This is a genomic window from Micromonospora sp. WMMD812, assembly GCF_027497215.1.
Classification (GTDB): domain Bacteria; phylum Actinomycetota; class Actinomycetes; order Mycobacteriales; family Micromonosporaceae; genus Micromonospora.
In genome coordinates, this window is the sequence record NZ_CP114904.1 from 5,038,652 (window position 1) to 5,063,980 (window position 25,329).

The 25,329-nt window shown below is 74.7% G+C and carries 27 protein-coding genes; 17 read left to right on the forward strand and 10 right to left on the reverse strand.

The features are described 5' to 3' along the window. The first annotated feature begins 68 nt into the window (after nt 1-68). A complete protein-coding gene (locus tag O7603_RS23265; RefSeq protein WP_281571905.1) occupies nt 69-779 on the forward strand; it encodes a hypothetical protein in 711 nt (236 codons plus the stop codon). A 6-nt stretch (nt 780-785) separates the two neighbouring features. On the opposite strand, the gene disA is transcribed toward O7603_RS23265, so the two are convergent. The 4 genes from disA to O7603_RS23285 all read right to left on the reverse strand — a co-directional run bounded on the left by disA (nt 786) and on the right by O7603_RS23285 (nt 5,393). Further along, the gene (gene disA, locus O7603_RS23270) at nt 786-1,970 is read right to left on the reverse strand and encodes a DNA integrity scanning diadenylate cyclase DisA (RefSeq protein ID WP_281571906.1); all 1,185 of its coding nucleotides are present in this window, start codon (nt 1,968-1,970) and stop codon (nt 786-788) included. A gap of 130 nt (nt 1,971-2,100) precedes the next feature. Continuing rightward, nucleotides 2,101-3,558, reverse strand: a complete 1,458-nt coding sequence (gene radA, locus O7603_RS23275; RefSeq protein ID WP_281571907.1) for a DNA repair protein RadA — start codon at nt 3,556-3,558, stop codon at nt 2,101-2,103. 91 nt (nt 3,559-3,649) lie between these two features. After that, on the reverse strand, nt 3,650-4,414 hold the full coding sequence (locus tag O7603_RS23280; RefSeq protein ID WP_281571908.1) for a hypothetical protein: 765 nt from the start codon (nt 4,412-4,414) through the stop codon (nt 3,650-3,652). A gap of 139 nt (nt 4,415-4,553) precedes the next feature. Beyond that, complete coding sequence (locus O7603_RS23285; protein ID WP_281571909.1) at nt 4,554-5,393, reverse strand: UbiA family prenyltransferase; 840 nt, start codon at nt 5,391-5,393, stop codon at nt 4,554-4,556. Nucleotides 5,394-5,439: 46 nt separating this feature from the next. Between O7603_RS23285 and O7603_RS23290 the strand changes: the two genes are divergently transcribed. From O7603_RS23290 to O7603_RS23305, 4 genes are all read left to right on the forward strand, one after another. Next, nucleotides 5,440-6,195, forward strand: coding sequence for a methyltransferase domain-containing protein (locus O7603_RS23290; protein WP_281571910.1), 756 nt, complete (start codon nt 5,440-5,442; stop codon nt 6,193-6,195). Nucleotides 6,196-6,238: 43 nt separating this feature from the next. After that, nucleotides 6,239-7,408 carry an acyl-CoA dehydrogenase family protein gene (locus O7603_RS23295; protein WP_281571911.1) on the forward strand — a complete coding sequence of 390 codons (1,170 nt, stop codon included), beginning with the start codon at nt 6,239-6,241 and terminating at the stop codon, nt 7,406-7,408. A gap of 75 nt (nt 7,409-7,483) precedes the next feature. Next, nucleotides 7,484-8,533, forward strand: a complete 1,050-nt coding sequence (locus O7603_RS23300; RefSeq protein ID WP_281571912.1) for a type III polyketide synthase — start codon at nt 7,484-7,486, stop codon at nt 8,531-8,533. Between the two features lie 23 nt (nt 8,534-8,556). Further along, nucleotides 8,557-9,153 (forward strand): hypothetical protein, encoded by a 597-nt coding sequence (locus tag O7603_RS23305; protein WP_281571913.1) that lies wholly within the window; start codon nt 8,557-8,559, stop codon nt 9,151-9,153. 47 nt (nt 9,154-9,200) lie between these two features. On the opposite strand, the gene O7603_RS23310 is transcribed toward O7603_RS23305, so the two are convergent. Further along, nucleotides 9,201-9,896: a hypothetical protein gene (locus tag O7603_RS23310; protein ID WP_281571914.1), complete on the reverse strand. Its 696-nt coding sequence runs from the start codon at nt 9,894-9,896 to the stop codon at nt 9,201-9,203. Between the two features lie 330 nt (nt 9,897-10,226). Between O7603_RS23310 and O7603_RS23315 the strand changes: the two genes are divergently transcribed. Genes O7603_RS23315 through O7603_RS23330 form a run of 4 tightly spaced genes read left to right on the forward strand, consistent with a single transcriptional unit; the run spans nt 10,227 to nt 13,000 of the window. Further along, entirely contained in the window at nt 10,227-10,712 is a 486-nt protein-coding gene (locus O7603_RS23315) for a CarD family transcriptional regulator (protein ID WP_007073334.1), read from the forward strand. Between the two features lie 56 nt (nt 10,713-10,768). Next, entirely contained in the window at nt 10,769-11,464 is a 696-nt protein-coding gene (gene ispD, locus O7603_RS23320; RefSeq protein WP_281571915.1) for a 2-C-methyl-D-erythritol 4-phosphate cytidylyltransferase, read from the forward strand. Between the two features lie 17 nt (nt 11,465-11,481). Continuing rightward, a complete protein-coding gene (gene ispF, locus O7603_RS23325; RefSeq protein WP_281571916.1) occupies nt 11,482-11,964 on the forward strand; it encodes a 2-C-methyl-D-erythritol 2,4-cyclodiphosphate synthase in 483 nt (160 codons plus the stop codon). 10 nt (nt 11,965-11,974) lie between these two features. After that, nucleotides 11,975-13,000 carry a tetratricopeptide repeat protein gene (locus tag O7603_RS23330; RefSeq protein WP_281571917.1) on the forward strand — a complete coding sequence of 342 codons (1,026 nt, stop codon included), beginning with the start codon at nt 11,975-11,977 and terminating at the stop codon, nt 12,998-13,000. A 13-nt stretch (nt 13,001-13,013) separates the two neighbouring features. On the opposite strand, the gene O7603_RS23335 is transcribed toward O7603_RS23330, so the two are convergent. Beyond that, the gene (locus O7603_RS23335; RefSeq protein WP_281571918.1) at nt 13,014-14,180 is read right to left on the reverse strand and encodes a homogentisate 1,2-dioxygenase domain-containing protein; all 1,167 of its coding nucleotides are present in this window, start codon (nt 14,178-14,180) and stop codon (nt 13,014-13,016) included. Between the two features lie 94 nt (nt 14,181-14,274). Here O7603_RS23335 and O7603_RS23340 point away from each other — a divergent pair, with 94 nt between their 5' ends. From O7603_RS23340 to O7603_RS23365, 6 genes are all read left to right on the forward strand, one after another. Further along, entirely contained in the window at nt 14,275-15,186 is a 912-nt protein-coding gene (locus tag O7603_RS23340) for a hypothetical protein (protein WP_281571919.1), read from the forward strand. Next, nucleotides 15,183-16,382 (forward strand): fumarylacetoacetase, encoded by a 1,200-nt coding sequence (fahA, locus tag O7603_RS23345; RefSeq protein WP_281571920.1) that lies wholly within the window; start codon nt 15,183-15,185, stop codon nt 16,380-16,382. The genes O7603_RS23340 and fahA overlap by 4 nt, the downstream gene beginning before the upstream one ends. Nucleotides 16,383-16,525: 143 nt before the next feature. Next, on the forward strand, nt 16,526-16,735 hold the full coding sequence (locus O7603_RS23350; protein WP_281571921.1) for a DUF397 domain-containing protein: 210 nt from the start codon (nt 16,526-16,528) through the stop codon (nt 16,733-16,735). 125 nt (nt 16,736-16,860) lie between these two features. Next, on the forward strand, nt 16,861-17,343 hold the full coding sequence (locus O7603_RS23355; protein ID WP_281571922.1) for an SRPBCC family protein: 483 nt from the start codon (nt 16,861-16,863) through the stop codon (nt 17,341-17,343). Between the two features lie 124 nt (nt 17,344-17,467). Then, complete coding sequence (locus O7603_RS23360; RefSeq protein WP_281571923.1) at nt 17,468-18,724, forward strand: PQQ-binding-like beta-propeller repeat protein; 1,257 nt, start codon at nt 17,468-17,470, stop codon at nt 18,722-18,724. Nucleotides 18,725-18,781: 57 nt separating this feature from the next. Continuing rightward, entirely contained in the window at nt 18,782-18,904 is a 123-nt protein-coding gene (locus O7603_RS23365) for a hypothetical protein (RefSeq protein WP_281571924.1), read from the forward strand. 69 nt (nt 18,905-18,973) lie between these two features. Here O7603_RS23365 and hisC read toward each other — a convergent pair whose 3' ends face one another. Genes hisC through hppD form a run of 4 tightly spaced genes read right to left on the reverse strand, consistent with a single transcriptional unit; the run spans nt 18,974 to nt 23,113 of the window. Beyond that, nucleotides 18,974-20,077 (reverse strand): histidinol-phosphate transaminase, encoded by a 1,104-nt coding sequence (hisC, locus tag O7603_RS23370; protein ID WP_281571925.1) that lies wholly within the window; start codon nt 20,075-20,077, stop codon nt 18,974-18,976. Continuing rightward, nucleotides 20,074-21,201, reverse strand: coding sequence for an RDD family protein (locus tag O7603_RS23375; RefSeq protein ID WP_281571926.1), 1,128 nt, complete (start codon nt 21,199-21,201; stop codon nt 20,074-20,076). The genes hisC and O7603_RS23375 overlap by 4 nt, the downstream gene beginning before the upstream one ends. Further along, nucleotides 21,198-21,896: an RDD family protein gene (locus tag O7603_RS23380; RefSeq protein ID WP_281571927.1), complete on the reverse strand. Its 699-nt coding sequence runs from the start codon at nt 21,894-21,896 to the stop codon at nt 21,198-21,200. Before O7603_RS23380 ends, O7603_RS23375 begins: the two co-directional genes overlap by 4 nt. An 11-nt stretch (nt 21,897-21,907) precedes the next feature. Continuing rightward, the gene (gene hppD, locus O7603_RS23385; protein WP_281571928.1) at nt 21,908-23,113 is read right to left on the reverse strand and encodes a 4-hydroxyphenylpyruvate dioxygenase; all 1,206 of its coding nucleotides are present in this window, start codon (nt 23,111-23,113) and stop codon (nt 21,908-21,910) included. Between the two features lie 138 nt (nt 23,114-23,251). Here hppD and O7603_RS23390 point away from each other — a divergent pair, with 138 nt between their 5' ends. Both O7603_RS23390 and O7603_RS23395 read left to right on the forward strand, forming a co-directional pair. Further along, nucleotides 23,252-23,740 carry an Lrp/AsnC family transcriptional regulator gene (locus tag O7603_RS23390; protein ID WP_281571929.1) on the forward strand — a complete coding sequence of 163 codons (489 nt, stop codon included), beginning with the start codon at nt 23,252-23,254 and terminating at the stop codon, nt 23,738-23,740. Between the two features lie 164 nt (nt 23,741-23,904). Further along, nucleotides 23,905-25,323 carry a PQQ-binding-like beta-propeller repeat protein gene (locus O7603_RS23395; protein WP_281576779.1) on the forward strand — a complete coding sequence of 473 codons (1,419 nt, stop codon included), beginning with the start codon at nt 23,905-23,907 and terminating at the stop codon, nt 25,321-25,323. Nucleotides 25,324-25,329: the final 6 nt, after the last annotated feature.

The window sequence follows — 25,329 nt, forward strand, 5'->3', positions numbered from 1 at the left end:
CGGGCCCGGTCGACGCTCCGGCGCGTCGCGTCGGCTGCTGGCCCGCGCGCGGCTACGGTGGGGGCATCATGCGTCTGACGGTCGGCCCCCTGCCACCCGCCGTGTACTGGCGGCGTCGCGCCGTCGTCCTCGGAGCGGGGCTTCTCTTCCTGATTGTCCTGCTCTACTCGTGCACCGGGTCGGGCAACGGCGGCGACGCACCGCGGGCCGGGTCGACCTCGTCGGCCACCCCGGGGCCGACGGGCTCGGTGCTCACCCCGCAGACCGGGACGCCGCCGCCGGAGGGGGCGGACGGACCCGAGGGGGAGAAGCCGTCCAGCAGCCCGTCCACGTCGCCGACCTCGGAGGCGCCGGCGGCGCCGGCCGGCGGCACGGTCGACGACGGCACCTGCACCGATGCCGAGATCACGGTGACCCCGGTGGCGCTGCCCTCCTCGGCGCAGCGTGGCGCAGCGGTCGACCTGCAGCTCAAGATCAAGAACAAGTCCGACCGGACGTGCAGCCGGGACGTCGGCGCCGACCTTCAGGAGTTGTTCATCAAGGCCGGTGCCGAGAAGGTCTGGTCGTCGGACACCTGTGGCACCGGCAAGGGCAACGACGTGCAGTCGTTCACCCCGGGCTTCGAGCGGTCCTATCAGGTGGGGTGGAACGGCCGGGACGCCAGCCGGTGCGCGAACGGCGTGGCCAACGGGCCTCAGCCGCCGGCCGGGGCGTACCAGGTCTTCGCCCGCGTGGGCACCAAGCTGAGCGAGCCGGTAAAGCTCACCATCACCGGCTGAGCCGGCTCAGACGTACCGCTCCAGGATCGACGCCTCGGCGAGCCGGGAGAGGCCCTCCCGGACGCCCCGCGCCCGAGCGTCGCCGACCCCCTCGACGGCCTGGAGATCCTCCACGGTCGCGCCGAGCAGCCGCTGGAGGCTGCCGAAGTGCACCACCAGCCGGTCGACCACCGGCACCGGCAGCCGGGGCACCTTGGCCAGCAGCCGGAAGCCGCGCGGGCTGACCGCCGCGTCCAGCGCGTCGGAGGCGGCCGGGTAGCCGATCGCCTTGGCGACCGAGACCAGGTCGATCAGCTCGGTGGCGCCGAGCAGGTCCAGCTCGACCAGCGCCTCGTCGAGGGTGCGCGACTTGCGCCCGGCGGGGAGGTAGTCGCGGATGACCAGGGTGCGGTCGGCGTCCACCCCCGCCATCAGCTCGTCGAGCTGGAGCGCGAGCAGGCGGCCGTCGGTGCCCAGCTCGACCACGTAGCCGGCGATCTCGTCGGCGATCCGGCGGACCATCTCGAGCCGCTGCACCACCGCGACGGCGTCGCGGACGGTGACCAGATCCTCGATCTCCAGCGCGGAGAGCGTGCCGGACACCTCGTCCAGCCGGAGCTTGTAGCGCTCCAGGGTGGCCAGGGCCTGGTTGGCCCGGGACAGGATGGCCGCCGAGTCGTCCAGCACGTGCCGCTGGCCGTTCACGTAGAGGCTGATGATCCGCATGGACTGGCTGACCGAGATCACCGGGTAGCCGGTCTGCCGGGCCACCCGCTCGGCCGTGCGGTGCCGGGTGCCGGACTCCTCCGTCGGGATGGACGGGTCGGGCATGAGGTGGACGGCCGCCCGGACGATGCGGGTGCCGTCGCTGGAGAGCACCACGGCGCCGTCCATCTTGCACAGCTCCCGCACTCGGGTGGCGGAGAACTCCACGTCGAGTGGGAAGCCGCCGGTGCAGAGCCCCTCGACCACCTTGTCGTAGCCGAGGACGATCAGGGCGCCGGTGCGGCCCCGCAGGATCCGCTCGAGGCCGTCGCGCAGGGCGGTGCCCGGGGCCATGAGCGCCAGGTTGGCGCGCAGCGGATCGCCGCCCGCGCCGCCGGGGCCTCCGGTCACGCTCACGCTGATGGAACGGGCCGGCGAGCCCACGGCGCCGGTGCGGGCGTGGGGCGTCGTGCCGGCAGGCTTGGTGGTATCGCGGTCGATCGGCACGGGCACAGTCTACGGACTGCCGTGCGGTGGGTGCTGTCGCGGTTACTGTGATGTGTCACGATGCCGCTGTCCGCCCCCGGGCCGGCTGTCCGGTATCGCCCGCGCGGTCCTGCGGGACGGCCACCCTCGGTCACTCCGCCGACGCGCGTGCGGCGCACTGCAATGCCGAACGGACGTCGGTGACCTCCATCACCTGCAGCTGTTCCGGCCCGGCCCCGGTCGACTGGGGGCCGCACCCGGGCGGGACGAGCGCCACGCGGAAGCCCAGCCGGGCGGCCTCCGCGAGCCGGCGCGGCACCGCACCGACCCGGCGGACCTCGCCGGTCAGTCCGACCTCGCCGATGGCCACCAGGTGCGGCGCGATGGCGAGGTTGAGCCCGCCGGACGCGACCGCGAGAGCGACCGCGAGGTCGGCGGCCGGCTCCACCACCCGGATGCCGCCGACGGTGGCCGCGAAGACCTCCCGGTCGTGCAGGGTGAGCCGCTCGGTGCGCCGCTGCAGCACCGCCAGCACCATCGCGAGCCGCGCCGAGTCGAGCCCGGAGACCGTGCGCCGTGGCGAGCCGGCCACCGTCGCGCCGATCAGCGCCTGCACCTCGGTGACCAGCGCGCGCCGCCCCTCCATCGCGACCGTCACGCAGGTGCCCGGCACCGGCTCGGAGTAGCGGGTGAGAAAGAGCCCGGACGGGTCGGCGAGGCTGGTGATGCCACCTTCGTGCATCTCGAAGCAGCCGACCTCGTCGGCGGCGCCGAACCGGTTCTTGACGCCGCGCACCATCCGCAGCGAGGAGTGCTTGTCGCCCTCGAAGTGCAGCACCACGTCGACCAGGTGCTCGAGCACCCGGGGGCCGGCCACCTGGCCGTCCTTGGTGACGTGGCCCACCAGCACGGTGGCGATGCCGCGCTCCTTGGCCACCGAGACCAGGGCGGCGGTGACCGCCCGGACCTGGGTCACGCCGCCGGGGACCCCCTCGGTGCCGGTCGTGGAGATGGTCTGCACCGAGTCGAGCACCAGCAGCCCGGGCTTGACCGCGTCGAGGTGGCCGAGCACCGCGGCCAGGTCGCTCTCGGCGGCCAGGTAGAGCTGGTCGTGCAGGGTGCCCATCCGCTCGGCGCGCAGCCGGACCTGGCTCACCGACTCCTCGCCGCTGACCACCAGCGAGGGGCTGCCCGCGCCGGCGGCCCACTGCTGGGCCACGTCGAGCAGCAGGGTGGACTTGCCGACCCCCGGCTCGCCGGCGAGCAGCACCACCGCGCCCGGCACCAGACCGCCACCGAGCACCCGGTCGAGCTCGCTCACGCCGGTCGGACGGGCGCGGGCAGGGGCGGCGCTGATGGTGGCGATCGGGCGGGCCGGCTCGGCGGGCATCCGCGAGCTGACCACCCGCCCGGAGACCGTGGGGCCGGTGATCGTCGACTCCACCACCGAGCCCCACTCGCCGCACTCGGGGCAGCGCCCCACCCACTTGGGCGGCTGGTGGCCGCAGGCGTCGCACTCGTAGGCCGGCCGGGGATCGCGGCTGCTGGCGCGGCCACGCGAGCCGGTCGCCGCGCCGCCCCGCGGGGAGGTGGATCGGGACGTGGTCACACCAGGACGCTAGCCGTGTCGTACGACGAAAACGAGAACACCGCCGGCATGGTGGTCACCACGCCGGCGGTGTCGCCGAGGTCGGAAAGGGTCAGCCGCCGTGTCCGGCGCCGCCCTCGTCGGTGTCCTCGTGGCCACCCTCGCGCTCGATGATCGGGGAGGGCCGGGCCCCCGGGGTGAGCGGCACCGCGATCGGGGCCGGGCCGGTGACGGTCTGGCCGCCGCCGAAGTCGAAGGTGACGAAGACGTTCTGGCCCGAGAGCAGCGCCTCGTTCAGGCCGATCAGCTCGAGCAGGCGGCCGGACTTCTCGTTCAGCTGGACGTAGCTGTTCGGCGCGATCTCGATCCGGGCCGGCTCTCCGGCCGGCGAGGGAGACGGGCTGGCCGACTCCGACGGGGAGGCCGATCCGCTGGGCGTGGCCGACCCGCTGGGGGTCGCCGACCCGCTCGGCGTGGGCGACTCGGACTCCGACTCGGACGGGCTGGGCGAGGCCGACTCGGACGGGCTGGCCGAGGCGGACGGGCTCGTCGCGCCGCCGGTGATCACCACCGAGCGGGCGTTCTGGCTGCTGACGGTGACCGTGACCGGGTTCCGTGAGTCGTTGTAGATCACGGCGTTCAGCCGCGCGTTCTCGCCCGCCCGGTAGCCCTCGGTGCCGGGGAACTCCACCAGCAGGCCGCGCACCGCCAGCAGGCCGTCCTCCGTCGTGAGGTTGACGCCCTGGACCGACGGCTCCTTGGCGGCGGTCTCCGAGATCTGGCCCGCGCCGCACCCGGACAGCAGCAGGCTGGTCGCCGCCGCCGCCCCGGACAGCAGCAGGGCCGCCCGCCGGGAACCCCTGATCGAGCGCGTCACGTCGGTCCTCCTCGTCACGATCACACCCGGTGCGTACGCCGGGCACGCTGGCCATGCCCGCGCAGACCGCGCTCCAGGGTAGTTGGGGCTGATCGAGGGCCGCACGCCGACCCGGGGATGCCACCTCGGGGGGTGACGCTCAGACCACCCGACCGCTCGTGACCAGCAGGACCACGTCGATGAGGGCCACCAGCATCACCGCCCGGAAGGCGCCCACCGGCCGGCGCCCGGCCCGGATCGCGGCGCGTCCGCCGTACCAGCCGACGAGCGGCACCACGACGGCGGCCAGCACCGCGGCGAGCCCGACCCCGGACGGCGGCCCGGGCGGGCCGAAGACCAGGGTGCCGGTCGCGGCCAGCAGCAGCCCGGCGGCGGCGGTCCGGCTGCCGGCCGGGCCGAGCAGGTGCGGCAGCCCGCGCACCCCGGTCCGGGCGTCGTCGGCCAGGTCGGGCAGGACGTTGGCGAAGTGCGCCCCGGCGCCGAGGCAGGCCCCGGCGGCGACCAGCCAGGCCGGGGGCGCCGGCGCGCCGGGCAGCGCCAGCACCACGAAGGCCGGCAGCGAACCGAACGAGACCGCGTAGGGCAGCACAGACAGTGGGGTGGACTTCAGCGGCCAGTCGTAGAGCAGCGCGGAGACCAGCGCGACGGTGACCCAGGCCGCCGCGAGGGGGGTCGTGGCCAGCGCCAGCACCGGGGTGGCGAGCGCGGCCACCGCCGCGCCCAGGGCCACCGTGCGCCGGCTGACCGCGCCGGCCGGGATCGGCTTGTCGGTACGCCCCACCGCGGCGTCGCGGTCGGCGTCGAGCGCGTCGTTGGCCCAGCCCACGGCGAGTTGGCTGGCCAGCACGGCGAGCGCCACGGCGACGATCCCGGCCGGTCGGTGCCCCACACCGACGGCCAGCAGACCGGCCACGATGGTCACCGCCGCGGTCGGTTCCGGGTGGCTCGCCCTGACCAGCCCTAACACCGTTGTCGACATAAGGGAAGTCTGGTCGTTACCGGGGAGTCATGCCACGCTCAGTGCCATGCGAGACGTGGCTCCGGCGCCCACCCCTGGACGGGTGCTGCCGCGCAACGATCCGCGGCAGTACGACGACCTGGCCGGCGAGTGGTGGCGGCCGGACGGCGTGTTCGCGATGCTGCACTGGCTGGCCGAGGCGCGAGCCGCCCTGGTGCCGCCGGCCGAGAGCCCCGGCGCGCTGCTGGTCGACCTCGGCTGCGGTGCCGGGCTGCTCGCGCCGCACCTGGCCGGCAAGGGCTACCGGCACGTGGGTGTCGACCTGACCCGCTCGGCGTTGGCCCAGGCCGCCGAGCACGGGGTCACGCCGGTCAACGGGGACGCCACCGCCGTGCCGCTGGCCGACGGCTGCGCGGCCGTGGTGGCCGCCGGCGAGCTGCTGGAGCACGTGCCCGACTGGCGGCGTGCGGTGGCCGAGGCGTGCCGGCTGCTCCGTCCGGGCGGCCTGCTGGTGCTCGACACCCTGAACGACACCGCGGTGAGCCGGCTCGTCGCCGTCCACCTCGGCGAGCGGCTGCCGACCGTGCCGCGCGGCATCCACGATCCACGGTTGTTCGTGGACGCCCGCGCGCTGGTGGCCGAGTGCGCCCGGCACGGGGTCACGTTGCGCCTGCGCGGCGTACGGCCGGAGGTGGGCGGCCTGCTCCGCTGGCTGCTGCGCCGGGCCCGGGGGGCCGCGGCGCCGGCCGGCCGGGCCCCGCGCATCGTTCCGACGCGCTCGACCGCGGTGCTGTACCAGGGCTGGGGGGTCCGGAAAGGATAGTCGCGACCGGCGGGGGTAAGGGGACGCCGAGAAGGGGGCGGAAATGACGGTGCACGCGCTGGAGGCGGCCCGCCGGTTGGCGCCGCGGTTCGCCGCCCGGGCGGCGGAGCACGACCGGGACGGTTCCTTCCCGGTCGAGGACTTCCAGGACCTGCGGGAGGCCGGCCTCTTCGGCCTGATGGTCCCCCGCGAGCTGGGCGGGCTGGGCGCGACCTTCGCCGAGTACGCGGCGGTCGCCACCGAGCTGGCCCGGGGCAACGGCGCGACGGCGCTGGTGTTCAACATGCACGCCTCGGTCACCGGCGCGCTCGGCGCGGTCACCGAGGAGTTGGCGGAGGCCCTCGGCGTGCCCGAGGACGCGCTCGCCGCCCGGGACCGGCTCCTCACCGCCGCCGCCCAGGGCTCCTGGTACGCGGTGGCGATGAGCGAACGCGGCGCGGGCGCGCGCCTCTCCCAGCTCAGCACGGTCTACGAGCCGGTCGACGGTGGCTGGCACCTGAAGGGGAGCAAGACCTTCTGCTCCGGCGCCGGGCACGCCGACGGCTACCTGGTGGCCGCGCGTAGCGCCGGCGACCAGTCGGTGGTCTCGCAGTTCCTGGTGCCGGCCGGCCCGGGCGGGCTCACCGTCGAGCCGACCTGGGACGCGCTCGGCATGCGCGCCACGGCCTCGCACGACCTGCACCTGGACGTCACGGTGCCGGCCGACCGCCTGCTCGGCGGGGTGGAGGGGCTCGCCCTGGTGGTCGCCCAGCTCATGCCGCACTGGCTGGTGGCCAGCTACGCGGCGGTCTACGTCGGGGTGGCGCGGGCGGCCGTCGACGCCGCCGCCGAACACCTGAACGCCCGCAACCTGGCCGGCCTGCCGGCCGTCCGCACCCGCCTCGGGCGCGCCGACGCCGCGGTGGCCGCGGCCGACCTGGTGGTGCGCGAGGCGGCCCGTCGGGTCGACGAGGCGCCGGGGGACGCCGAGACCAACCGTTGGGTGTGGCGGGCCAAGCTGCTCGCCGGCACCACCGCCGCCGACGTGGCGGCATCGGTGCTGGAGGCGGCGGGCACGTCCGCCACCCGGCGGGGTCACCCGCTGGAGCGGCTCTACCGGGACGCCCGGTGCGGTTCGCTGCACCCGGCCACCTCGGACGTCTGCGCCGACTGGCTCGGGATCGCGGCGCTGGGCGGCGACCCGGACCGGGACGGGTCGGCGCCTCGTTGGTGAGCGTGGAGCCACCCGGGTTCGCCCGGGTCGGGGGAGGGCTCGGAGAAGGGCAGCGTCGGACGAGAGGTGGGGATCGTGTCCGTACCGGTGATCGCGGGCCTGGGGACGGCTCAGCCGCCCTCCGCCGCGCAGGACGAGTTGTGGGCCGGCTTCTTCTCCCGGCACTTCTCCGGGACCACCCGGTCGCTGGCGGAGCGGATCTTCGCTAACTCGGGGGTCAGCCGGCGCCAGGCGGCGGTCAATCCGCTGCTGGAGGACGTCTCCGACTGGCCGACCGAGCGGCGGATGCGCCGCTATCTCGTCGAGGCGCTGCCGTTGGGCAAGGAGGCGGTCGGCCGCGCGCTGACCGCGGCCGGCCTGGACGCCGGCGACATCGGCCTGTTCATCGTCTGCTCGTGCACCGGCTACGCCACGCCCGGGCTGGACATCCTGCTCGCCCGTGACCTCGGCATGGCGCCGGACACCCAGCGGATGTTCGTCGGGCACATGGGCTGCTACGCGGCGCTGCCCGGGCTCGGCGCGGCGAGCGACTTCGTCACCGCCCGTGGCCGCCCGGCCCTGCTGCTCTGCGCGGAGCTGACCAGCCTGCACATCCAACCGGCCACCGCCCGGGTGGACACCCAGCAGATCGTCTCGCACGCGCTCTTCTCGGACGCGGCGGTCGCCGCCGTGGTGCTGCCCGGCGGCCCCGGGTACGCGCTGCGCGAGGTCACCTCGGTCACCGACACCTCCACCGCCGACCACATGACCTGGGACGTCACCGACGCCGGCTTCCGGATGGGCCTGTCGCCGAAGGTCCCCCAGGTGCTCTCGACGCACGTCCGCGGCCTGGTCGACGACCTGCTGGCCCGGCACGGCAGCACGATCGCCGAGGTGGACGGTTGGGCGGTGCACCCGGGCGGGCCGCGGATCCTCAACGTGGTCGAGCGCGAGCTGGCGCTGCCGCCGGAGGCGCTGGCCGCGTCCCGCGCGACCCTCGACGAGCACGGCAACTGCTCGTCCCCGACCGTGCTGCTGATCCTCGACCGGTTGCGCCGAGCGGCCGCGCCCCCGGAGCGGATCGTCATGCTCGCCTTCGGCCCCGGGCTCACCCTCTACGCGGTCCTGCTGGATCGACAGGGCTGAGCGCCGGGCCGTACGCTCGCCAGGTGGGCGTCGAGACGGGAGACCGGCTGAACGCCGGCGTGCTGGCCGGTGCGACCGTGCTCGCCCTGGTCTTCGGGGGCTGGTGGTGGCGGGCCAGCGCCCCGGCCACCGGCCCGACGCCCGGCGCGCCGAGCCCGTCGCCGGAGCGGGTCGACCGCTTCGTGCCCTCGGAATCCGAGAACGGCGCCGTCTTCCACGTCGACCCGTCCACCGGCGCCGCCTTCCGCGTCGACCGTGGCCCGGACGGCGGCGACCCGGACGACCCCCAGCCACGCGGCGAGGACGCCGACGGCGGCCTGCCCTGGTCGCCGAACACGTTCTGGCGGGAACGGACCACGATCAGCCCGGAGCGGGGCGTGACGAGGCAGTCCGCCGGCGAGGACGGGGTCCGCTACCTGCTCCAGGGCCGCTGCTCGGGGCCGGGTGACCTGCTGGTGGTCATCACCGGTTCGCGCTCCGACGAACGGACCCAACCGGACTGCGACGGCTCCTTGCAGACGCAGGTGGTGACCGGGGCGGGCACGCCCATCCGGATCTCCCTGACGACCGTCGGCAACGAACCGGTCCGGGTCGAGGCGCAGCTCGTCGGGCTCGACTGACCGCAGCCGGCCCGTCGGGGCGCGGCCAGGCCGGCCGCCGGCCCCGATCAGGCGGCGAGCCGGGCCAGGTCGGCGCGGTACGTCTCCACCGGGCCGAGATCGGGCAGCACGGTGACCACCACGCCGGCCCGGTCCACCAGCACCGCCCCGGCCCGGCCGGGCCGGGGCGGCAGGCGGAGGAAGGCCCGCAGGCCGTCGGTGGGGTCGGCGAGCGCGCGTACGGGGGTGCCGCCCGCGGGCACGGTGGCCGGGACGGCCCGGGCGTGCGTGACGGTGACGACGGTGACCCCCGGCGGGGCGGCCCCGGCCGCCTCGGCAACCCGATCCGGGCAGGCGCAGGCGTCGACGAGGATGATCATCGTGGGCAGCAGGCCGCGCAGCGGCACCGGCGACTGCCCGGCGTCGACCAGGTCCAGCGCGGGCAGCGGCCGGCCGATCAGCGCGGCCGGCGGCGAGTAGGGCGCCGGGGCGGGCCGGTCGGTGGAGCGCGTCGAACGGGGCCAGGTGACGGCCACCAGGCCGGCGAGCGTGGTGAGCATGGCGACCAGCAGGATCAGCACCGGCAGCCCGAGCCCCGACCGGCGGAGCGTGGGGCGGGCGGCCCGGCGGAGCTCCCGCCGCACCTGCGCGGCCTCCCGGGCGAGCGCGGAGGCGTCGTCGGGGACGACGACCCGTCCCCACTCCGCCGGCAGGTCGGGCAGGCCCTCGGGCGGCCCGTGGCCCTCGGCGTCCGGCGTGCCCATCGGAACCCCCTGGAACCGTCTCGGAGAGCGGACAGCGGTTCGCCTTCCAGCCTCCCGCACCGGGGGCTGCTCCCGCTACACCTGGGCGCGTGAGCGGCCGGCGGGATACCATGGGCAGTGCGCGTAGCCCTTGATCTCAGCGTTCCGTTCACCCGTACCGGGATGTCATCCGTACGTTACGGAGCGTGTTCGAACCATCGGTTTGACCGCCTGTCAAGCCGAAGAAATACCTCTCACAGGGCCCCTGAGCTGCGCCAACGGTCAGGACAGCGGTGAGACATCGGTGCCTGAGCGTGTTACCCTAGACACAGCGAAAGGGGTTTCGAACCTATGGTTTTCAGTGTCGGCGAGACCGTTGTTTACCCCCACCACGGGGCCGCACTCATCGAGGCAATCGAGACTCGGGTCATCAAGGGCGAGCCTAAGCAGTACCTCGTCCTGAGGGTCGCGCAGGGTGACCTGACGGTCCGGGTGCCGGCCGAGAACGCCGAGATCGTGGGTGTGCGCGAGGTGGTCGGCGAAGAGGGCCTCGGCAAGGTCTTCGACGTTCTCCGGGCTCCGCACACCGAGGAGCCGACCAACTGGTCGCGGCGTTACAAGGCGAATCTGGAGAAGCTGGCCTCCGGCAACCCGCTCAAGGTGGCCGAGGTCGTGCGTGACCTGTGGCGGCGGGAGCGGGAGCGGGGCCTGTCCGCGGGCGAGAAGCGGATGCTCGCCAAGGCCCGCGACATTCTCGTCGGCGAGGTCGCGCTGGCTGAGAAGAGCACCAAGGACGAGGCGGAGACGCTGCTCGACAAGGTCCTGACCGAGGCCTAGTCCGCACAGCATCGACGTACCCACTTCGTAGCGAACAAACCACCGAGGACCGCGACGTGACCGCGCAGCTCAATCCGCGCGGTGACGTCGCGGTCCTCGTCCCTGCGGCGGGTGCCGGCGTACGCCTCGGCCCCGGCCGACCCAAGGCGCTGCGCCTGCTCGCGGGGGAACCTCTGCTCGTGCACGCGGTCCGCCGGCTCGCCGCGGCCGGCTCCGTGCACACCATCGTGGTGGCGGCGCCGGCCGCCGAGGTCGAGGCGGTCCGGGGCCTGCTCGCCCCGGTGGCCCCGGTGACGGTGGTGGCCGGCGGGGCGGAGCGCCAGGCGTCGGTGGCCGCCGCGCTCGCCGCGGTGCCACCCGGCCCGGAGATCATCCTGGTGCACGACGCCGCCCGGGCGCTCACCCCGCCCGAGCTGGTGGAGTCCGTGGCCGCGGCGGTCCGCGCGGGCCGGCACGCGGTCATCCCCGTCCTCCCGGTCGTCGACACGATCAAGGAGGTCGGTGCCGAGGAGGTCGTGCTCGGCACCGTCGACCGCTCCGCGCTGCGGGCGGTGCAGACCCCGCAGGGCTTCCGCCGGTCGGTGCTCACCGCCGCCCACGCCGCGGCCGGTGATCCGCTCACCGACGACGCCGGCCTGGTGGAGAAGCAGGGCGTCCCGGTCTTCTGCGTGCCGGGCTCGGAGCACGCCCTCAAGATCACTCGGCCGTTCGACCTGGCGCTGGCCGAACACCTGCTGGCCACCGCCGACTGACGCCGTACCCTCTGGTCATGATCGTTCCGCGGGTCGCCATCGGCACCGACGTGCACGCCTTCGAGGCCGGCCGGCCGTGCTGGGTCGCCGGCCTGCTCTGGCCCGGCCAGGACGGCCTGGCCGGGCACTCCGACGCCGACGTGGCGGCCCACGCGGCCTGCAACGCGCTGCTCTCCGCCGCCGGCCTCGGCGACCTGGGCGCCAACTTCGGCGTCGACCAGCCGGAGTGGGCCGGGGCGTCCGGGGTCGCGCTGCTCACCGAGACCGCCCGCCGGGTCCGCGCCGCCGGGCTGGCGATCGGCAACGTGTCGGTGCAGGTGGTCGGCAACCGCCCGAAGATCGGGCCGCGCCGGGAGGAGGCTCAGCGGGTGCTCTCCGCCGCCGTGGGCGCGCCGGTCACGGTCTCGGCCGCCACCACCGACGGGCTCGGCTTCACCGGCCGTGGCGAAGGGCTCGCCGGCATCGCGGTGGCCCTGGTGTACGACGCTCCGGCCGCCTAGGCTCGCCGCGATGTCCAGCGACGCCGCACCCGACCAGTCCTCCGCCGACGGCTACCTCCAGCGGGCCCAACTCCTCGCCGAGCTCGGCCGCTACGACGAGGCCGCCACCGAGGTCGCGTACGCCGTCGCCCTCGAACCGGACAACCCCGCCGCGCTCACCCTGCTGGCCCGGGTGCACCTGGCCGCCGGCCGGCCCGCCGAGGCGCTGACCGCCGCCGACGGGGCGCTGGCCGCCGCCCCGGGCACCGTGCCGCCGCTGGTGGCCCGGGGACTGGCCCTGGCCGACCTCGAGCGCTACGCCGAGTCAGCCCGGTGCGCCGACGAGATCCTGGCGATCGGCCCGAACGACGCGTACGCCCAGCGCAGCGCGGCGGCGATCCTGGCCGGCTCGCGCAACGGCCAGACGGCGCTCAACGCGGCCTGGCGCGGGGTGGAGCTGGCCCCGGAGGACCCGCAGGCACACCTGGTGCTCGGCCTGGTCGCCGCCAACATGCAGATGTTCGACCTCGCCGAGCGGGCCTACCGGGAGGCGCTACGGCTCGACCCGCAGCTCGCCGAGGCCCGCCACGACATGGGCGTGATCCGGCTGGAGCAGCGCCGGTGGAGCGAGGCGCTGGAACACCTCGCCGAGGCCGCGGCCATGAACCCCGGGCGGGTGGACTCCAGCCGCACCATCTCCGCCGGCCTGCGGCAGTTGGTGGTCTACGGCGCCGGCTGGTCGATGATCACCGCCGTGCTGATCGCCTGCCTCGCGCCCGGCAGCGCGGGTCTGTCCCGGTTCGCCGCCGCGCTCGCGGCGCTCGGCGGGGCCGTGGTGGTGTGGCGCTTCGCGGCCCGGATGCCGGGGCTGTCCCGGACCATCCTGCCCGGCCTCCTCCGCTCCGACCGCGCCCTGGCCCTGGCCGTCTACGCGGCGGCCGCCGCGCCGGTGCTGATCCTCCTCTACGCGCTGGTCGGTACCCCGTGGCCGCTCGTGCTCGCCATCGCCACCGCCGCGGTCGCGGAACTCGTCGTCTGGTCCCGCACCCCGGTCTGAGCCGCGACGGTGGTCAGGGGCGGCGGGCCCAGGTCCAGGCGTAGCCCGGGTCCTCGCAGGTGGCCGCGGCGTCGCAGAGGTCGAGCGGGCGGAACGTGTCGACCATGACGGCCAGCTCGTCGAAGAAGTCGACCCCGATCGCGCGCTCGGCCGCGCCGGGCTGCGGGCCGTGGGTGAAGCCGGACGGGTGCAGCGAGATCGAGCCCTGCTCGATGCCGGAGCCGCGGCGGGCCTCGTAGTTGCCCCCGGTGTAGAAGAGCATCTCGTCGGAGTCGACGTTGTGGTGGTTGTACGGCACCGGGATGGCGTCCGGGTGGTAGTCCACCTTGCGCGGCACGAAGGAGCAGACCACGAAGTTCGGACCCTGGAAGGTCTGGTGCACCGGCGGCGGCTGGTGGATCCGGCCGGTGATCGGCTCGAAGTCGTGGATGGAGAAGGCCCACGGGTACAGGTGACCGTCCCAGCCGACCACGTCGAACGGGTGGTGGGCGTAGACGTGCCGGGTCCATCCGCGCCGGTGCCGGACCAGCACCTCGACGTCCTCGCCGTCGACGAGCAGCGGCGCGTCCGGGCCGCGGACGTCGCGCTCGCAGTACGGCGAGTGCTCCAGGAACTGCCCGCGCACGGAGAGGTAGCGCTTGGGCGGGCCGATGTGGCCGGACGCCTCGATGGTCAGCAGCCGGGCCGGCTGGTCGCCGGTGGGCAACAGGCGGTGGATGGTCGACGTCGGCACGATGACGTAGTCGCCGGCGACCGCGTCGAGCACGCCGAACGTCGACTCGACCCGCAGGCTGCCCGACTCGACGTACAGGCAGTGGTCGCCGGTGGCGTCGCGGAACAGCGGGGACGGCCGGTCGGCCAGCACGTACGCGATGCGGACGTCGTCGTTGGCGAGCAGGTACTGCCGGCCGAGCACCGGGTCGGCGCCGGCCGCGTCCAGCTTGTGGGTGCGCAGGTGGCGGGGCTTGAGCGGCAGGTTCGGCGCCCGGGTGTACGCCGGCGGCGCGAACTCCTCGGCCGCCACGATCGCGGTCGGCGCGTGGCGGTGGTAGAGCAGCGAGGAGTCGGAGGAGAAGCCCTCCTGGCCCATCAGCTCCTCGGCGTAGAGGCTGCCGTCCGGCTGGCGGAACTGGGTGTGGCGCTTGCGCGGCACCTCGCCGACGCTGCGGTAGTACGGCATCTCGCCTCCCGAGAGGGACTGGTCACCGGTCGAGAGCGTCCGATAATCGGACGCTGTTGTCCGTTCGTTGTAGCGTCCCGTACATTCTTGTTCCGTGTCAACGCAGGTGCCCGCGCTCCTCGACGGCCTGGTGGACGACGCCGCTGTCTTCCCGCCGGGCAGCGCCGCGCTGCCCGACGCCGTCGCCGCGCACCGCCGCCACCGCGCCGCCTGGTACGCCGGCCTCGTCGGCCCGTTGCTGGTCCCCGCCTCGAAGCTGCCGGAGCTGGCCGCGCTGCTGCACGAGGACGAGCGGATCGCGGTCGGGGTGATCGCCGACGTGCCGATCGCCGGACTGGCCGCGGTGTGTGCCGAGGCGGACCCGCGGATCCGGATCCGCCAGGTGGAGGCGGCGGTCGCGAAGCGCGGCGAGGACCCGCAGCCGGGCGTCCGCGAGCTGATCGACCTGGCCCGGCGGGCCCGCGACGCCGCACCCGCCGAGCCGGCCGGCGGGGACGGCCGACCGCACGAGGTCTCCCCTCTGGACGTCTACGCCGAACTGCCGCTGACCTTCGGGTTGATGGCCGCGCTGGACGCGCTCGCCGCGGCCCGCGCCGAGGGGCTGCCGGTCGCGGCGAAGTTCCGCACCGGTGGGCTCGCCGCCGAGCTCTTCCCCACGCCGGCCGAGCTGGCCGCGGTGATCTGCGCGTGCCGGGACCTCGACCTGCCGTTCAAGCTGACCGCCGGGCTGCACCAGGCGGTCCGGCACCTCGACCCGGAGACCGGGTTCACCCACCACGGGTTCGCCAACCTGCTGGCCGCCACCGTCGCCGCCGCCGACGGCGCCGCGGCCGACGCGGTCGCCGGCGTGCTCGTCAAGTGCAGCCGGGGCCCGCTGGTCGACCGGATCGCGGCCGCGCGGGACCGGGCGCGTCCGCTGTGGATCGGCTTCGGCTCGTGCAGCATTGTGGAACCACTGACCGATCTGACCCGGCTTGGGCTGCTGAACGGGAGCGAGGACGCATGACCTGGGTGACGGGAGCCGACGGGTCGCCGTACGGGGTGACGAACCTGCCGTACGGGGTGTTCGCGCACGGCGGCCGCGAGCCGCGGATCGGTGTACGGATCGGGGATCTCGTGCTCGACCTGGCCGGCGCCGAGGCGGCCGACCTGATCCTGGCCGCCGGCGCGTTCGGCGCGCCCACGCTCAACGAGTTCATGGCGCTCGGACGACCGCAGTGGACGGCGGTCCGGCAGCGGATCATCGAGCTGCTCACCGATCCCGCGCACCGCCGGGCGGTGGAGCCGCTCCTGGTGCCACTGGCCGAGGTGCGGCTGCTGCTGCCCTTCGACGTCGCGGACTACGTCGACTTCTACTCGTCGGAGCACCACGCGGGCAATGTCGGGCAGATCTTCCGGCCGGGCCAGCCGCCGCTGCTGCCCAACTGGAAGCACCTGCCGATCGGCTACCACGGGCGGGCCGGCACGGTGGTCGTCTCGGGCACACCGGTGACCCGTCCGAGCGGCCAGCGGGCGTCCTCGGCCGGTCCGGTCCACGCCGCGTCGGTCCGGCTGGACATCGAGGCCGAGGTCGGCTTCGTGGTCGGCGTCCCGAGCCCGCTGGGTTCCCGGGTCTCCGCCGACGACTTCGCCGACCACGTCTTCGGCGCGGTCCTGGTCAACGACTGGTCCGCCCGGGACATCCAGGCCTGGGAGTACCAGCCCCTCGGCCCGTTCCTCGGCAAGTCCTTCGCCACCTCGGTCTCCGCGTGGGTCACCCCGCTGGACGCCCTCGCCGACGCGTTCGTGCCGGCGCCGGAGCAGGACCCGCCGGTGGTCGACTACCTCCGCGACGTGCCGCACCTCGGGCTGGACCTGCGGCTGGCGGTCGACTGGAACGGCGAGCGGGTCAGCGAACCGCCGTTCGACACCATGTACTGGACGCCGGCCCAGCAGTTGGCCCACCTGACCGTCAACGGCGCGTCGCTGCGCACCGGCGACCTCTACGCCTCCGGCACCGTGTCCGGTCCGGAGCGCGGGCAGGTCGGCTCGTTCCTGGAGCTGACCTGGGGCGGCGCCGAGCCCGTCAAGCTGGGCGCGGGCGAGACCCGGACCTTCCTGGAGGACGGCGACACGGTCACCATCACCGCGACCGCACCCGGCCCGGACGGCACCACCGTCGCCCTCGGCGAGGTCACCGGCACCATCCTCCCGGCCCGCTGATCGATCGCACCATCTGTGCGATCAAGGCCGTACCCTCCCGCGTTGATCGCTCCGGATTCCGACGCCCCGTCGCGCCGGCCCGGGCCGAGCCATCGGTCCCGGCCGCCGTGCGGGGCGTCCCACCGGAGAGGGAGGTAGTCACGATGAACGATCTGGCGGGCGCCGTCTGGCGCACCAGCAGCCGCTCCAACGACCAGGGACTCTGCGTGGAGGTCGCGGACAACCTGGTCGACGTCCTCGGCGTGGTCGCGGTCCGCGACTCCAAGGACCAGTCCGGCCCCACACTCGCGGTCAGCCCGCCGGGGTGGACAGCCTTCGTGGACGCGATCCGGGGCGGTCAGTTCCACCGCTGACCGCCGGCCCGTCGAGGCCGCCACCGCCGGGCGTACCGAATCTGGGTCTCCCGGCGGTGGAAATTCTGTGTGCAGGACCCCCTCCCGCGCTCACCCGGCGTACCGTCGAGGCCACGGGAGGTGGCATGTCGACGGTGGCGGTTACCCGGCTGATCCAGGCGCACGCCGTCGACGTCTGGCGTCTTCTGACCGACCTGCCCGGCCGGGCCGGGCGACACCTCGCCGGCCCGGTCGAGCTGCTCACCCCCGGCGCCTTCGGTCCGGGCACCGTCTGGCGGGAGCCGCGGTCACAGCCCGACGGGGGCATCCTGGTCGAAGAGTTCTGTGTGGTGGAGGCGGTGCCGCCCCGTCGGCTGGTGCTCACCTCGGCCGGCGCCGGCGTCGACTACCGCGTCACCTGGACACTGCGTACCGTGCAGCGGCGGCGCCGGGGCTGCACCGCGGTCACCGTGACCCAGGAGGCCGTGCCGACGGCACCGTACGGCCGGGTGGTGGCACTGCTCCTCGGCGGGCTGGCGGCCCGGGCCGTGGAGCACGCGCTCCGCCGCGATCTCGGCGACCTCGCCGCCGCCGCCGAGCGCCCGGCCGGCGCGATCGAGGCCGCCTGACGCCGCCACCGACCCCACCACCGCCGCCGCCCGTCGCCACCGCCATCACTGCCGCCCGCCCGGCACAGAGACCTGGCAGGGGCCGGCCGGGCTCCGCTGGATAGGGTGCCGGGCGGAGGTGCGCATGGGGTTCCTGAACGGCCGTCGGCGGATCGTGCTCGTGGTGGTCGCGGCGCTGCTCGCCACCGCCGCGGTCGCGGCGACGCTCTACCGGGTGCTCGCCCCCGCCGAGGTCAGCACCGTCGCCCGGGCCGCGTACCCGGCGGCGCCCCAGCCCCCCGCCGGTGTCGTCGCCCGGCTGCCCGTCGCCCCGCTGGTCGTGGACGGGCGGCTGCGGGTGTACGCCGCTCACCGCCAGGTCTACGCCGACCGTCCGATCGACTGGCGGCACCGGACCACCCCGTTCTGGTCGTACCGGCGGTGGCCGGCCGAGTTGGTCGGCGTGGTGGCGAGTGGCACCACCGTGGTGAGCCGCTGGTCGGACGGGCGGCTGGTGGCGTTGGACGCGCGGACCGGCCGGGTGACCTGGCGCGCCGACGGGCCGAGGCCGGCGCAGGAGCCGGCCGTCCGGCGTACCGGGGCGACCGTGGTGTGGAACCCGCCCGGCCTCTACCTCACCCGGCTCACCGGCGGCCGGGAGGTGGTGGTCGCCACCGGCTCCGACGAGGCGCGTGGCGTCGAGCTGGCCGGCGGGCGTGAACTCTGGCGCGCGGACCTGGGCGCGGGCTGTCGCAGCGACGTCGGCACCACCGGATCCGGGCAGCTGGTCGGCCTCGACGCCTGTGCCGCTCCGGCGACGGTGGAGTTCCGGGACGCGGCGACCGGCACGGTGAGCGGCCGGTGGCGGCCGCCCGGCGCCGGCGCGGAGCTGGTCGTCACCCCGGTGGGCTGCCGGAGCGGCCGGTCGGGGTGCGCGGGGCTGCGGACGTCCGGACCCGGCGACGCGGGAGGCCGGGGCTGGCTGCTCGGATCGGGCGAGCCGGTGGCCGCGCCCGCGCTGGACGGGCTCGGCTCCGAGTTGACCGGCGACCAGGCGGTCGCCGTCGTCGACGGAGTGCCGGTCGGTCGGTCGGCGCGGTCCGGCGACGAGTTGTGGCGCCGGCCCGACCTCGGCCCGGGGCGGGTACTCGCCGTCCAGCCCGGCCGGCTGCACCTGCTGACCGGCGCCAACGACCTGGTCACGCTGGACCCCGCCACCGGCGTCGAGCGATCCCGGGTCACCCTGAACGCGGGGTCCGACGGCACCGGTTGGGCCTCCGGGGCGGCGTACGCGGCGGACGGCTATCTGGCGGTCGAACGGCTCCGGGAGCCGGTCGACCCGGAGGCCGGCGACCAGGCGTACTTCTTCACCTCCGAACCGGTGATCCTCGCCGCGACCTGAGCAGCGTCAAGCGTGGCTGCTCGACAAATCGGACATAAGCTACTTATGGTCTCTACCGTGAGACTCGTGGCAGCCCTGGTGGGCGCGATCATCATCCTGATCTCCCCGGCGCCGGCCGATGCCGCATCGAGGGTCACCTACGGCACGACCGCGGCGGTGAGCGGCGAGCCGGCCGCCTGACCGTCCGGGTCCGGTCCGCGCACAGGGGAAGGCGGACCGGACCGGACGGGCGGGCCGGATTGCGGCCGGTCAGGCCAGCGCGGTCTCGGCGGCGACCAGGAAGGCGTCGTTCTCGGCCGGGGTGCCGATGGTCACCCGGACCCCGTCGCCGGCGAACGGCCGGACGATCACCCCGCGCGCCTCACACGCCTTGGCGAACGGGACCGCCCGGTCGCCGAGCGGCAGCCAGACGAAGTTGGCCTGGCTGCCGGGCAGCTCCGGGACGAACTTCCGTAGCGCCTCGGTGACCCGGTCCCGCTCGGCGACCACCAGGGCGCACCGCCGTTCCACCTCGTCGGCCTGTGCGAGCGCGGCGAGCGCGCCGGCCTGCGCGGCCAGGCTCGTGGAGAAGGGCGTGACCACCTTGCGGACGGCCGCCGCCACCTCGGGTTGGGCGACCAGGAAGCCGATCCGCAGCCCGGCCAGGCCCCACGCCTTGGAGAGGGTCCGCAGCACCACCACGTTCGGCCGGTCCAGGTAGGTCAACCCGTCCGGCACGTCCGGGTCGGTGACGAACTCCCGGTACGCCTCGTCGATCACCACGAGCACGTCGTCGGGGACGGCGTCCAGGAAGCGGTCCAGCTCGGCCCGCCGGACGGAGGTGCCGGTCGGGTTGTTCGGGTTGCAGACGACGACCATCCGGGTCCGGTCGGTCACCGCCGCCGCCATCGCCGCGAGGTCGTGGCCGTGGCCGGCGTCGTTGGGCACCCGCACGCTGGTCGCCCCGCTGGTGGCCGCGATGATCGGGTACGCCTCGAACGAGCGCCACGAGTAGACCAGCTCGTCGCCGGGGAGGCAGGTCGCCCGGACCAGGTGCTCGGCGAGCGCCACGGACCCGCAGCCGGTGGCGACCCGGTCGGCGTCCACCCCGTACCGCTCGGCCAGCGCGTCGCGGAGCGCGACCACGCCCATGTCCGGGTAGCGGTGTGACCCGGCCGCGGCCTCGGCGACCGCCTCCACCACGCCGGGCAGCGGGCCGTAGGGGACCTCGTTGCTGGCCAGCTTGATCGCCTCGGGCAGGCCGAGCTCCCGGGCCAGGTCGGCAGGGCTGCGACCGGGTACGTAACTGGGCAGCGCGTCCAGGTCGGCGCGGGTCAGCCGCAGGGCCGGCTGGGAACGTCCGGTGTCGGTCATGGGGTGTCTCCCGGGGGCTTGGTGCGGTCGTTCGGGGTGGTGGAACCGGTCTCCGGAGCGCCGGGACCGGGTGTCGGGGCGGCCGGACCGGCGCCGGGGGGAACCTGCACGACGACGGTCTGCGCCCGCTTGTCGTGCAGCGCCTGACGCAGCGGGTGGTCGAAGAGCGGGGAGAGCGCGTCGATGAGCTGGATCAGCAGGCCGAGGCCGAAGCAGCACCAGAGCAGGGTGGGGAGGCCACCGAAGGTGTTCCACCGGCGCAGTGCCCGGCCGAAGCCGAGCGGCTGGTCGGCGGCGAGCGGCACCGCCTTGATCCGCATCAGGCGCTTGCCGAACGTCTGCCCGGACGCGGCCGTGCTGGGTACCTCGTAGGCGAGCCAGAGCCCCACGGCGATCACCACGATCGCCAGCTGGAGGCCCGCTGACTGTTCGCCGGGCTGCGGCAGCCCCTCGGTGGAGGAGTCACCGGCGGCCGCCCGCCGGAACACCTCCCGCCAGTACGGCCCCGTCTCCTCGACCAGCTTCCAGACGAACCAGCCGTTCACCACGACGTTCAGCGCCAGCAGGACGGCGAAGTCGATGAGCCGGGCGGCCAGCCGCCGGCCGTACCCGGCCAGCGCCAGACCGTGCGGTCGCGGTTCGGGCATCCGGCCCGGCCAGCCCGGCGGCGCCCACCCGGGCGGCGGACCACCGGGGTGCCCGTACGCCGGTGGGGGTCCGCCCGGATACCCGTAGCCCGGCGGCGGCCCGGCCGGGTGGCCGTAGCCCGGCGGCGGGCCACCCGGTTGCCCGTATCCGGGCGGAGCCTGCCAGCCGGGCGGGGGCTGCCAGCCCGGCGGCGGCTGCCAACCCGGGGGCGGGCCGGGAGCGGCCGGTGGCGCCGAGGCCGGACCGGCGGCCGGCGGTGCGGACGTCGGCCAGCCGGCGGCCGGCGGCGTCGGAGCCGCGACCGGGCCGGGGGCCACCGGCTGCGGCGCCGGGGTGGGCGGTGGCTCGACCGGGGGTGGACCCTCCGGCGGGGTGGCGTCGACGGGGATGGGCGCGCCGATCCAGCCCTCGCCGTCCCAGTACCGCCGGGTCTCGGGTTCGGCGGGGTCGACGTACCAGCCGGGTTGCACGCTCACTCAGACACCTTAACGACGACCGTGCCGGCGAACCTGTCGTGGAGGCACTGCTGCCAGGGCTTGTCCCAGAGCTGCCAGAACCCGTCCAGGTAGCTGAGGCCGGGCACGAACGAGCCGGCCAGGTACTGCACGAACCAGCGCCGGGCGGCCATGCGCCGGTCGAGGGTGCGGGTCGGGTCGAGCGGCACCACTCGGATCTTCAGCGCCTTCTTGCCGAGGGTCTGGCCGCCGCGCTTCAGGTACTCGACGTGGTAGAGCCAGTAGAGCGCGAGCATCAGGACCAGCAGCCCGAGCTCCAGCAGGACCAGCGGGATCAGGACCTCGTTGATCATCGTGGCCTGGTCGGGTTCCACCAGCGTGCCGTCCGGGTTCGTCCTGGTCAACGTGGTGAACGTGTTCCCCCAGATCACCAGGAAGACCGGCATGAACAGCAGGAGGAGCACGCCGGTCGCGACGGCGGTGTCCACCATCCAGGCCAGCAGCCGGTCGGCGAAGCTGGCCAGCGGTTGCCCGTTCGGGGCGAGTGTCGGGGGCGGGGCCGCGTAGTGCGGACCGGGCGGCGGGTGGCCCGGCGGCGCGTACTGCGGCGGCACCGTGTGCCCCGGGGAGATCGGGCCGGGGGGCGGCGCGAAGCCGCCGGCGGTGGGTGGGGGCCCACCGGCCGGCGGCATCGGGTACGACGGGGGTTGCGTCACGCTCGCAAGTGTTACAGGTTGCCGCGCGCTTCCTGCTCCCGCTCGATGGCCTCGAAGAGCGCCTTGAAGTTGCCCTTGCCGAAGCCGAGCGAGCCGTGCCGCTCGATCAGCTCGAAGAAGACCGTCGGCCGGTCCTGCACCGGCTTGGTGAAGATCTGGAGCAGGTAGCCGTCCTCGTCCCGGTCGACCAGGATCTTGCGCGCCTTCAGCTCCTCGATCGGCGCCCGCACGTCCCCGATCCGGGCACGCAGCTCCGGGTCGTCGTAGTACGAGTCCGGGGTGTCCAGGAACTCGACGCCGGCGGCCCGCATCGCGTCGACGCTGGCCAGGATGTCGTTGGTGGCCACGGCGATGTGCTGGGCGCCGGGGCCCTGGTAGAACTCGAGGTACTCGTCGATCTGCGACTTCTTGCGGGCGATCGCCGGCTCGTTGAGCGGGAACTTCACCTTCCGGGTGCCGTTCGCGACGACCTTGCTCATCAGGGCCGAGTAGTCGGTGGCGATGTCGTCGCCGACGAACTCGGCCATGTTGGTGAAGCCCATGACGCGCTTGTAGAACTCCACCCACTCGTCCATCCGGCCCAGCTCGACGTTGCCGACCACGTGGTCGACCGCCTGGAAGAAGCGCTTCGGCTGGATGCCGGCGTCGATCATCGGCTGCCGGTCCACGATCGGCCCGCGCGCGACGAAGCCGGGCAGGAACGGGCCGGTGTAGCGGGACCGGTCGACCAGCGTGTGCCGGGTGTCGCCGTACGCGGCGATGGCGGCCAGCCGGACGGTGCCGTGCTCGTCGCTGACGTCGTGCGGTTCGACCAGGCCGGTCGCGCCCTGCGCGGTGGCGTGCGCGTACGCGGCGTCCACGTCCGGCACCTCCAGCGCGATGTCGCTGACGCCGTCGCTGTGCTTCGCGACGTGCGCGGAGCCGTCGGCGTCCGGGCGGACCGCGCCGGTCAGCACGAACCGGGCGGAGCCGCTGGTCAGGACGTACTGGGCGTGGTCCCGGTAGCCCTGCTCCGGCCCCCGGTACGCCACGCAGGTCATGCCGAACGCCGTGGAGTAGTAGTGCGCCGCCTGCTTCGCGTTGCCGACCAGGAAGTGCACGTGGTCGAGGCCCTTGACCGGGAACGGGTCGGTGGTGATGTCGTGCTCGACGGCGCCGACGAGCTGGTCGACGTCGACCTCCTCGGTCGACTGGGGTCGGTCGATCGCCTGGGTCATCGCGGCCTCCCTCGCGTACCGGCCGGCCTGTTGGGCCGCCGTGATGGTCTGTGTGGCGAGGATCGCTGCCCCGGGGGCGAGTGGGCAACTGTCGGCGTTAGCGCTGGTCAGGTTGCGCATTCGGTATGGTCATGACCCGTGAATGGTGTGCAGGATGTACAGCTGGACGAGCTGGACGCCCGGTTGATCGAACTCCTCGCCGAGGAGCCCCGGATCGGTGTGCTGGAGTGCTCACGTCGGCTCGGGGTGGCCCGGGGCACCGTCCAGGCCCGGCTGGACAAGCTGGTCGAGCGGGGCGTCGTCACCGGCTTCGGGCCGGACATCGTGCCCGCGGCCATCGGGTTCGGCGTGACCAGCTTCGTCACCCTGGAGATCAGCCAGCGGCACGGCCACGACCCGGTCACCGCGCACCTCGCCGCGATCCCCGAGGTGCTGGAGGCGCACACGATCACCGGCTCCGGCGACCTGCTCTGCCGGATCGTCGCCCGGTCGAACGCCGACCTCCAGCGGGTGATCGACCAGATCGTCTCCTCCGAGGGCATCACCCGCGCCTCGACCATCATCGCGCTGGCCGAGCAGATCCCGTACCGCACGCTTCCGCTGGTCCGCTCGGCCGTCCGGCGCTGACCGCGGGCGACCTCGCGCGGGTGCCCGTCGGCGGATCGGCCGCCTGTTAACACCTCCGTGGCCAGAAAGCGCGGCGACACGGCGATGCGGGCGTACGGAAGATCCGTGATCGTGGCTACCGTGTCCGTGTGGCGAAGGGGAGCGGCCGGGGCGTACGCAACGTGTTGCTGCTCGCGTTGATCTCGGTCATCGTCCTCGCCTCGACCGGCGTCTGGAACCCCTTCCCGGGCGTGTGGGAGTGGGTCGACCGCAGCGAGCCGATCGCCGAGCCGGACGTGGTCTGGCAGCAGCGGATCGGAGGCACCCCGAAGAGCGTGACCTTCGCCGGCGACACCGTCCTGGTCGAGCAGCGCACCCGGGTCGAGGCGCGCGCTCTCTCGACCGGCGGCCAGCTCTGGGAGCGCAAGGCCGACTGGGCGGCGGTCGCCGGCGCCGAGCGGGACGCGGTCGTCGTCGTGGGCAAGCTGCTGGTCAAGGGGTACGAGGTGCTCGACCCGACCACCGGAGTCACCCGGCGGCGGGACGACGACGCGGTGGCCGTGTGGACGTACCGCAACCTGCTGCTGGACGCCCGTTGCGCGCAGCCGACCGACTGCACCCTGAGCGCCTGGGACCCGCGCGGCACTGCGCCACTGTGGACGGCGTTCCTGCCCGGCGTGGGCAGCGGGCTGTTCGCCGACAACCCGGGGCTGCGCGGCACCCGCCGGCTCAGCAGCAACCGGATCAACGACGGGGTCGCCGGCCCGGAGTCGGTGCCGCCGCTGCTCGGGTTCCCGGTCGACGGCCGGGTGCACGTGGTCGACACCGCCACCGGCTCGGTGCTCCAGAACGTCGAGCCCGGCCGCGAGGAGCGCCTCTCCGTGGTCGGCGGCCGGCTGCTCCGGATCACCGCCCGATCCCAGGACGACAGCTGCTACTTCGCCATCTCCGGCCGGGATCCGGCCACCGGTCAGGAGGCGTGGCACCGCGCCGGAATCAACGTGCGAACGGCCGACAAGGCCGGCTGCGTGCAGCGGGAGGACCCGCAGGGCGCGCGGAACGTGCTGATCGGCGTCGGACCCGACGCCCGGGAGGCGGTGCTCGACGGGTACGACGGCCGGCTGCTCTGGGTCGGCGCCGACGGCGAGAAGCTGGTCGCGGTCGACGACCGCTACGCGCTGATCCGATCGGCCGACCAGCGGTCCGTGGCCGCCCGCGCGCTCGGCGCCGACCGGGTCCTGTGGACGCGCCCGGCCGGCGGCAAGGCGGGGGCCGCGCTCACCCCGTACGCGGCCGTCATCGCCGACGAGAAGCCCAACCGGCTGGTCGCCCTGGACCCGCGCACCGGCCGCGAGTTGGCCGTGCTGCGCACCTCCGCGAACGCGCTCGCCGTCGGCCCGACCGGCATGATCGTCGGGGAGGGGCGGGAGATCGGATACGTCCGGTTCGGCGGAGCCGCCGTCGCCCCCGTCCCGCCCGCCGGCGGCGGCAGCCCGGGCTCGGGCCAGGGCCCGGGCGGTGGCGACCCGACCCCCGGCGACGACGACACCTGCGGCCCCAAGCGCGAACTCTGCCCCGACCCGCCCGGTGGCAAGGACGGGTGACCGGGC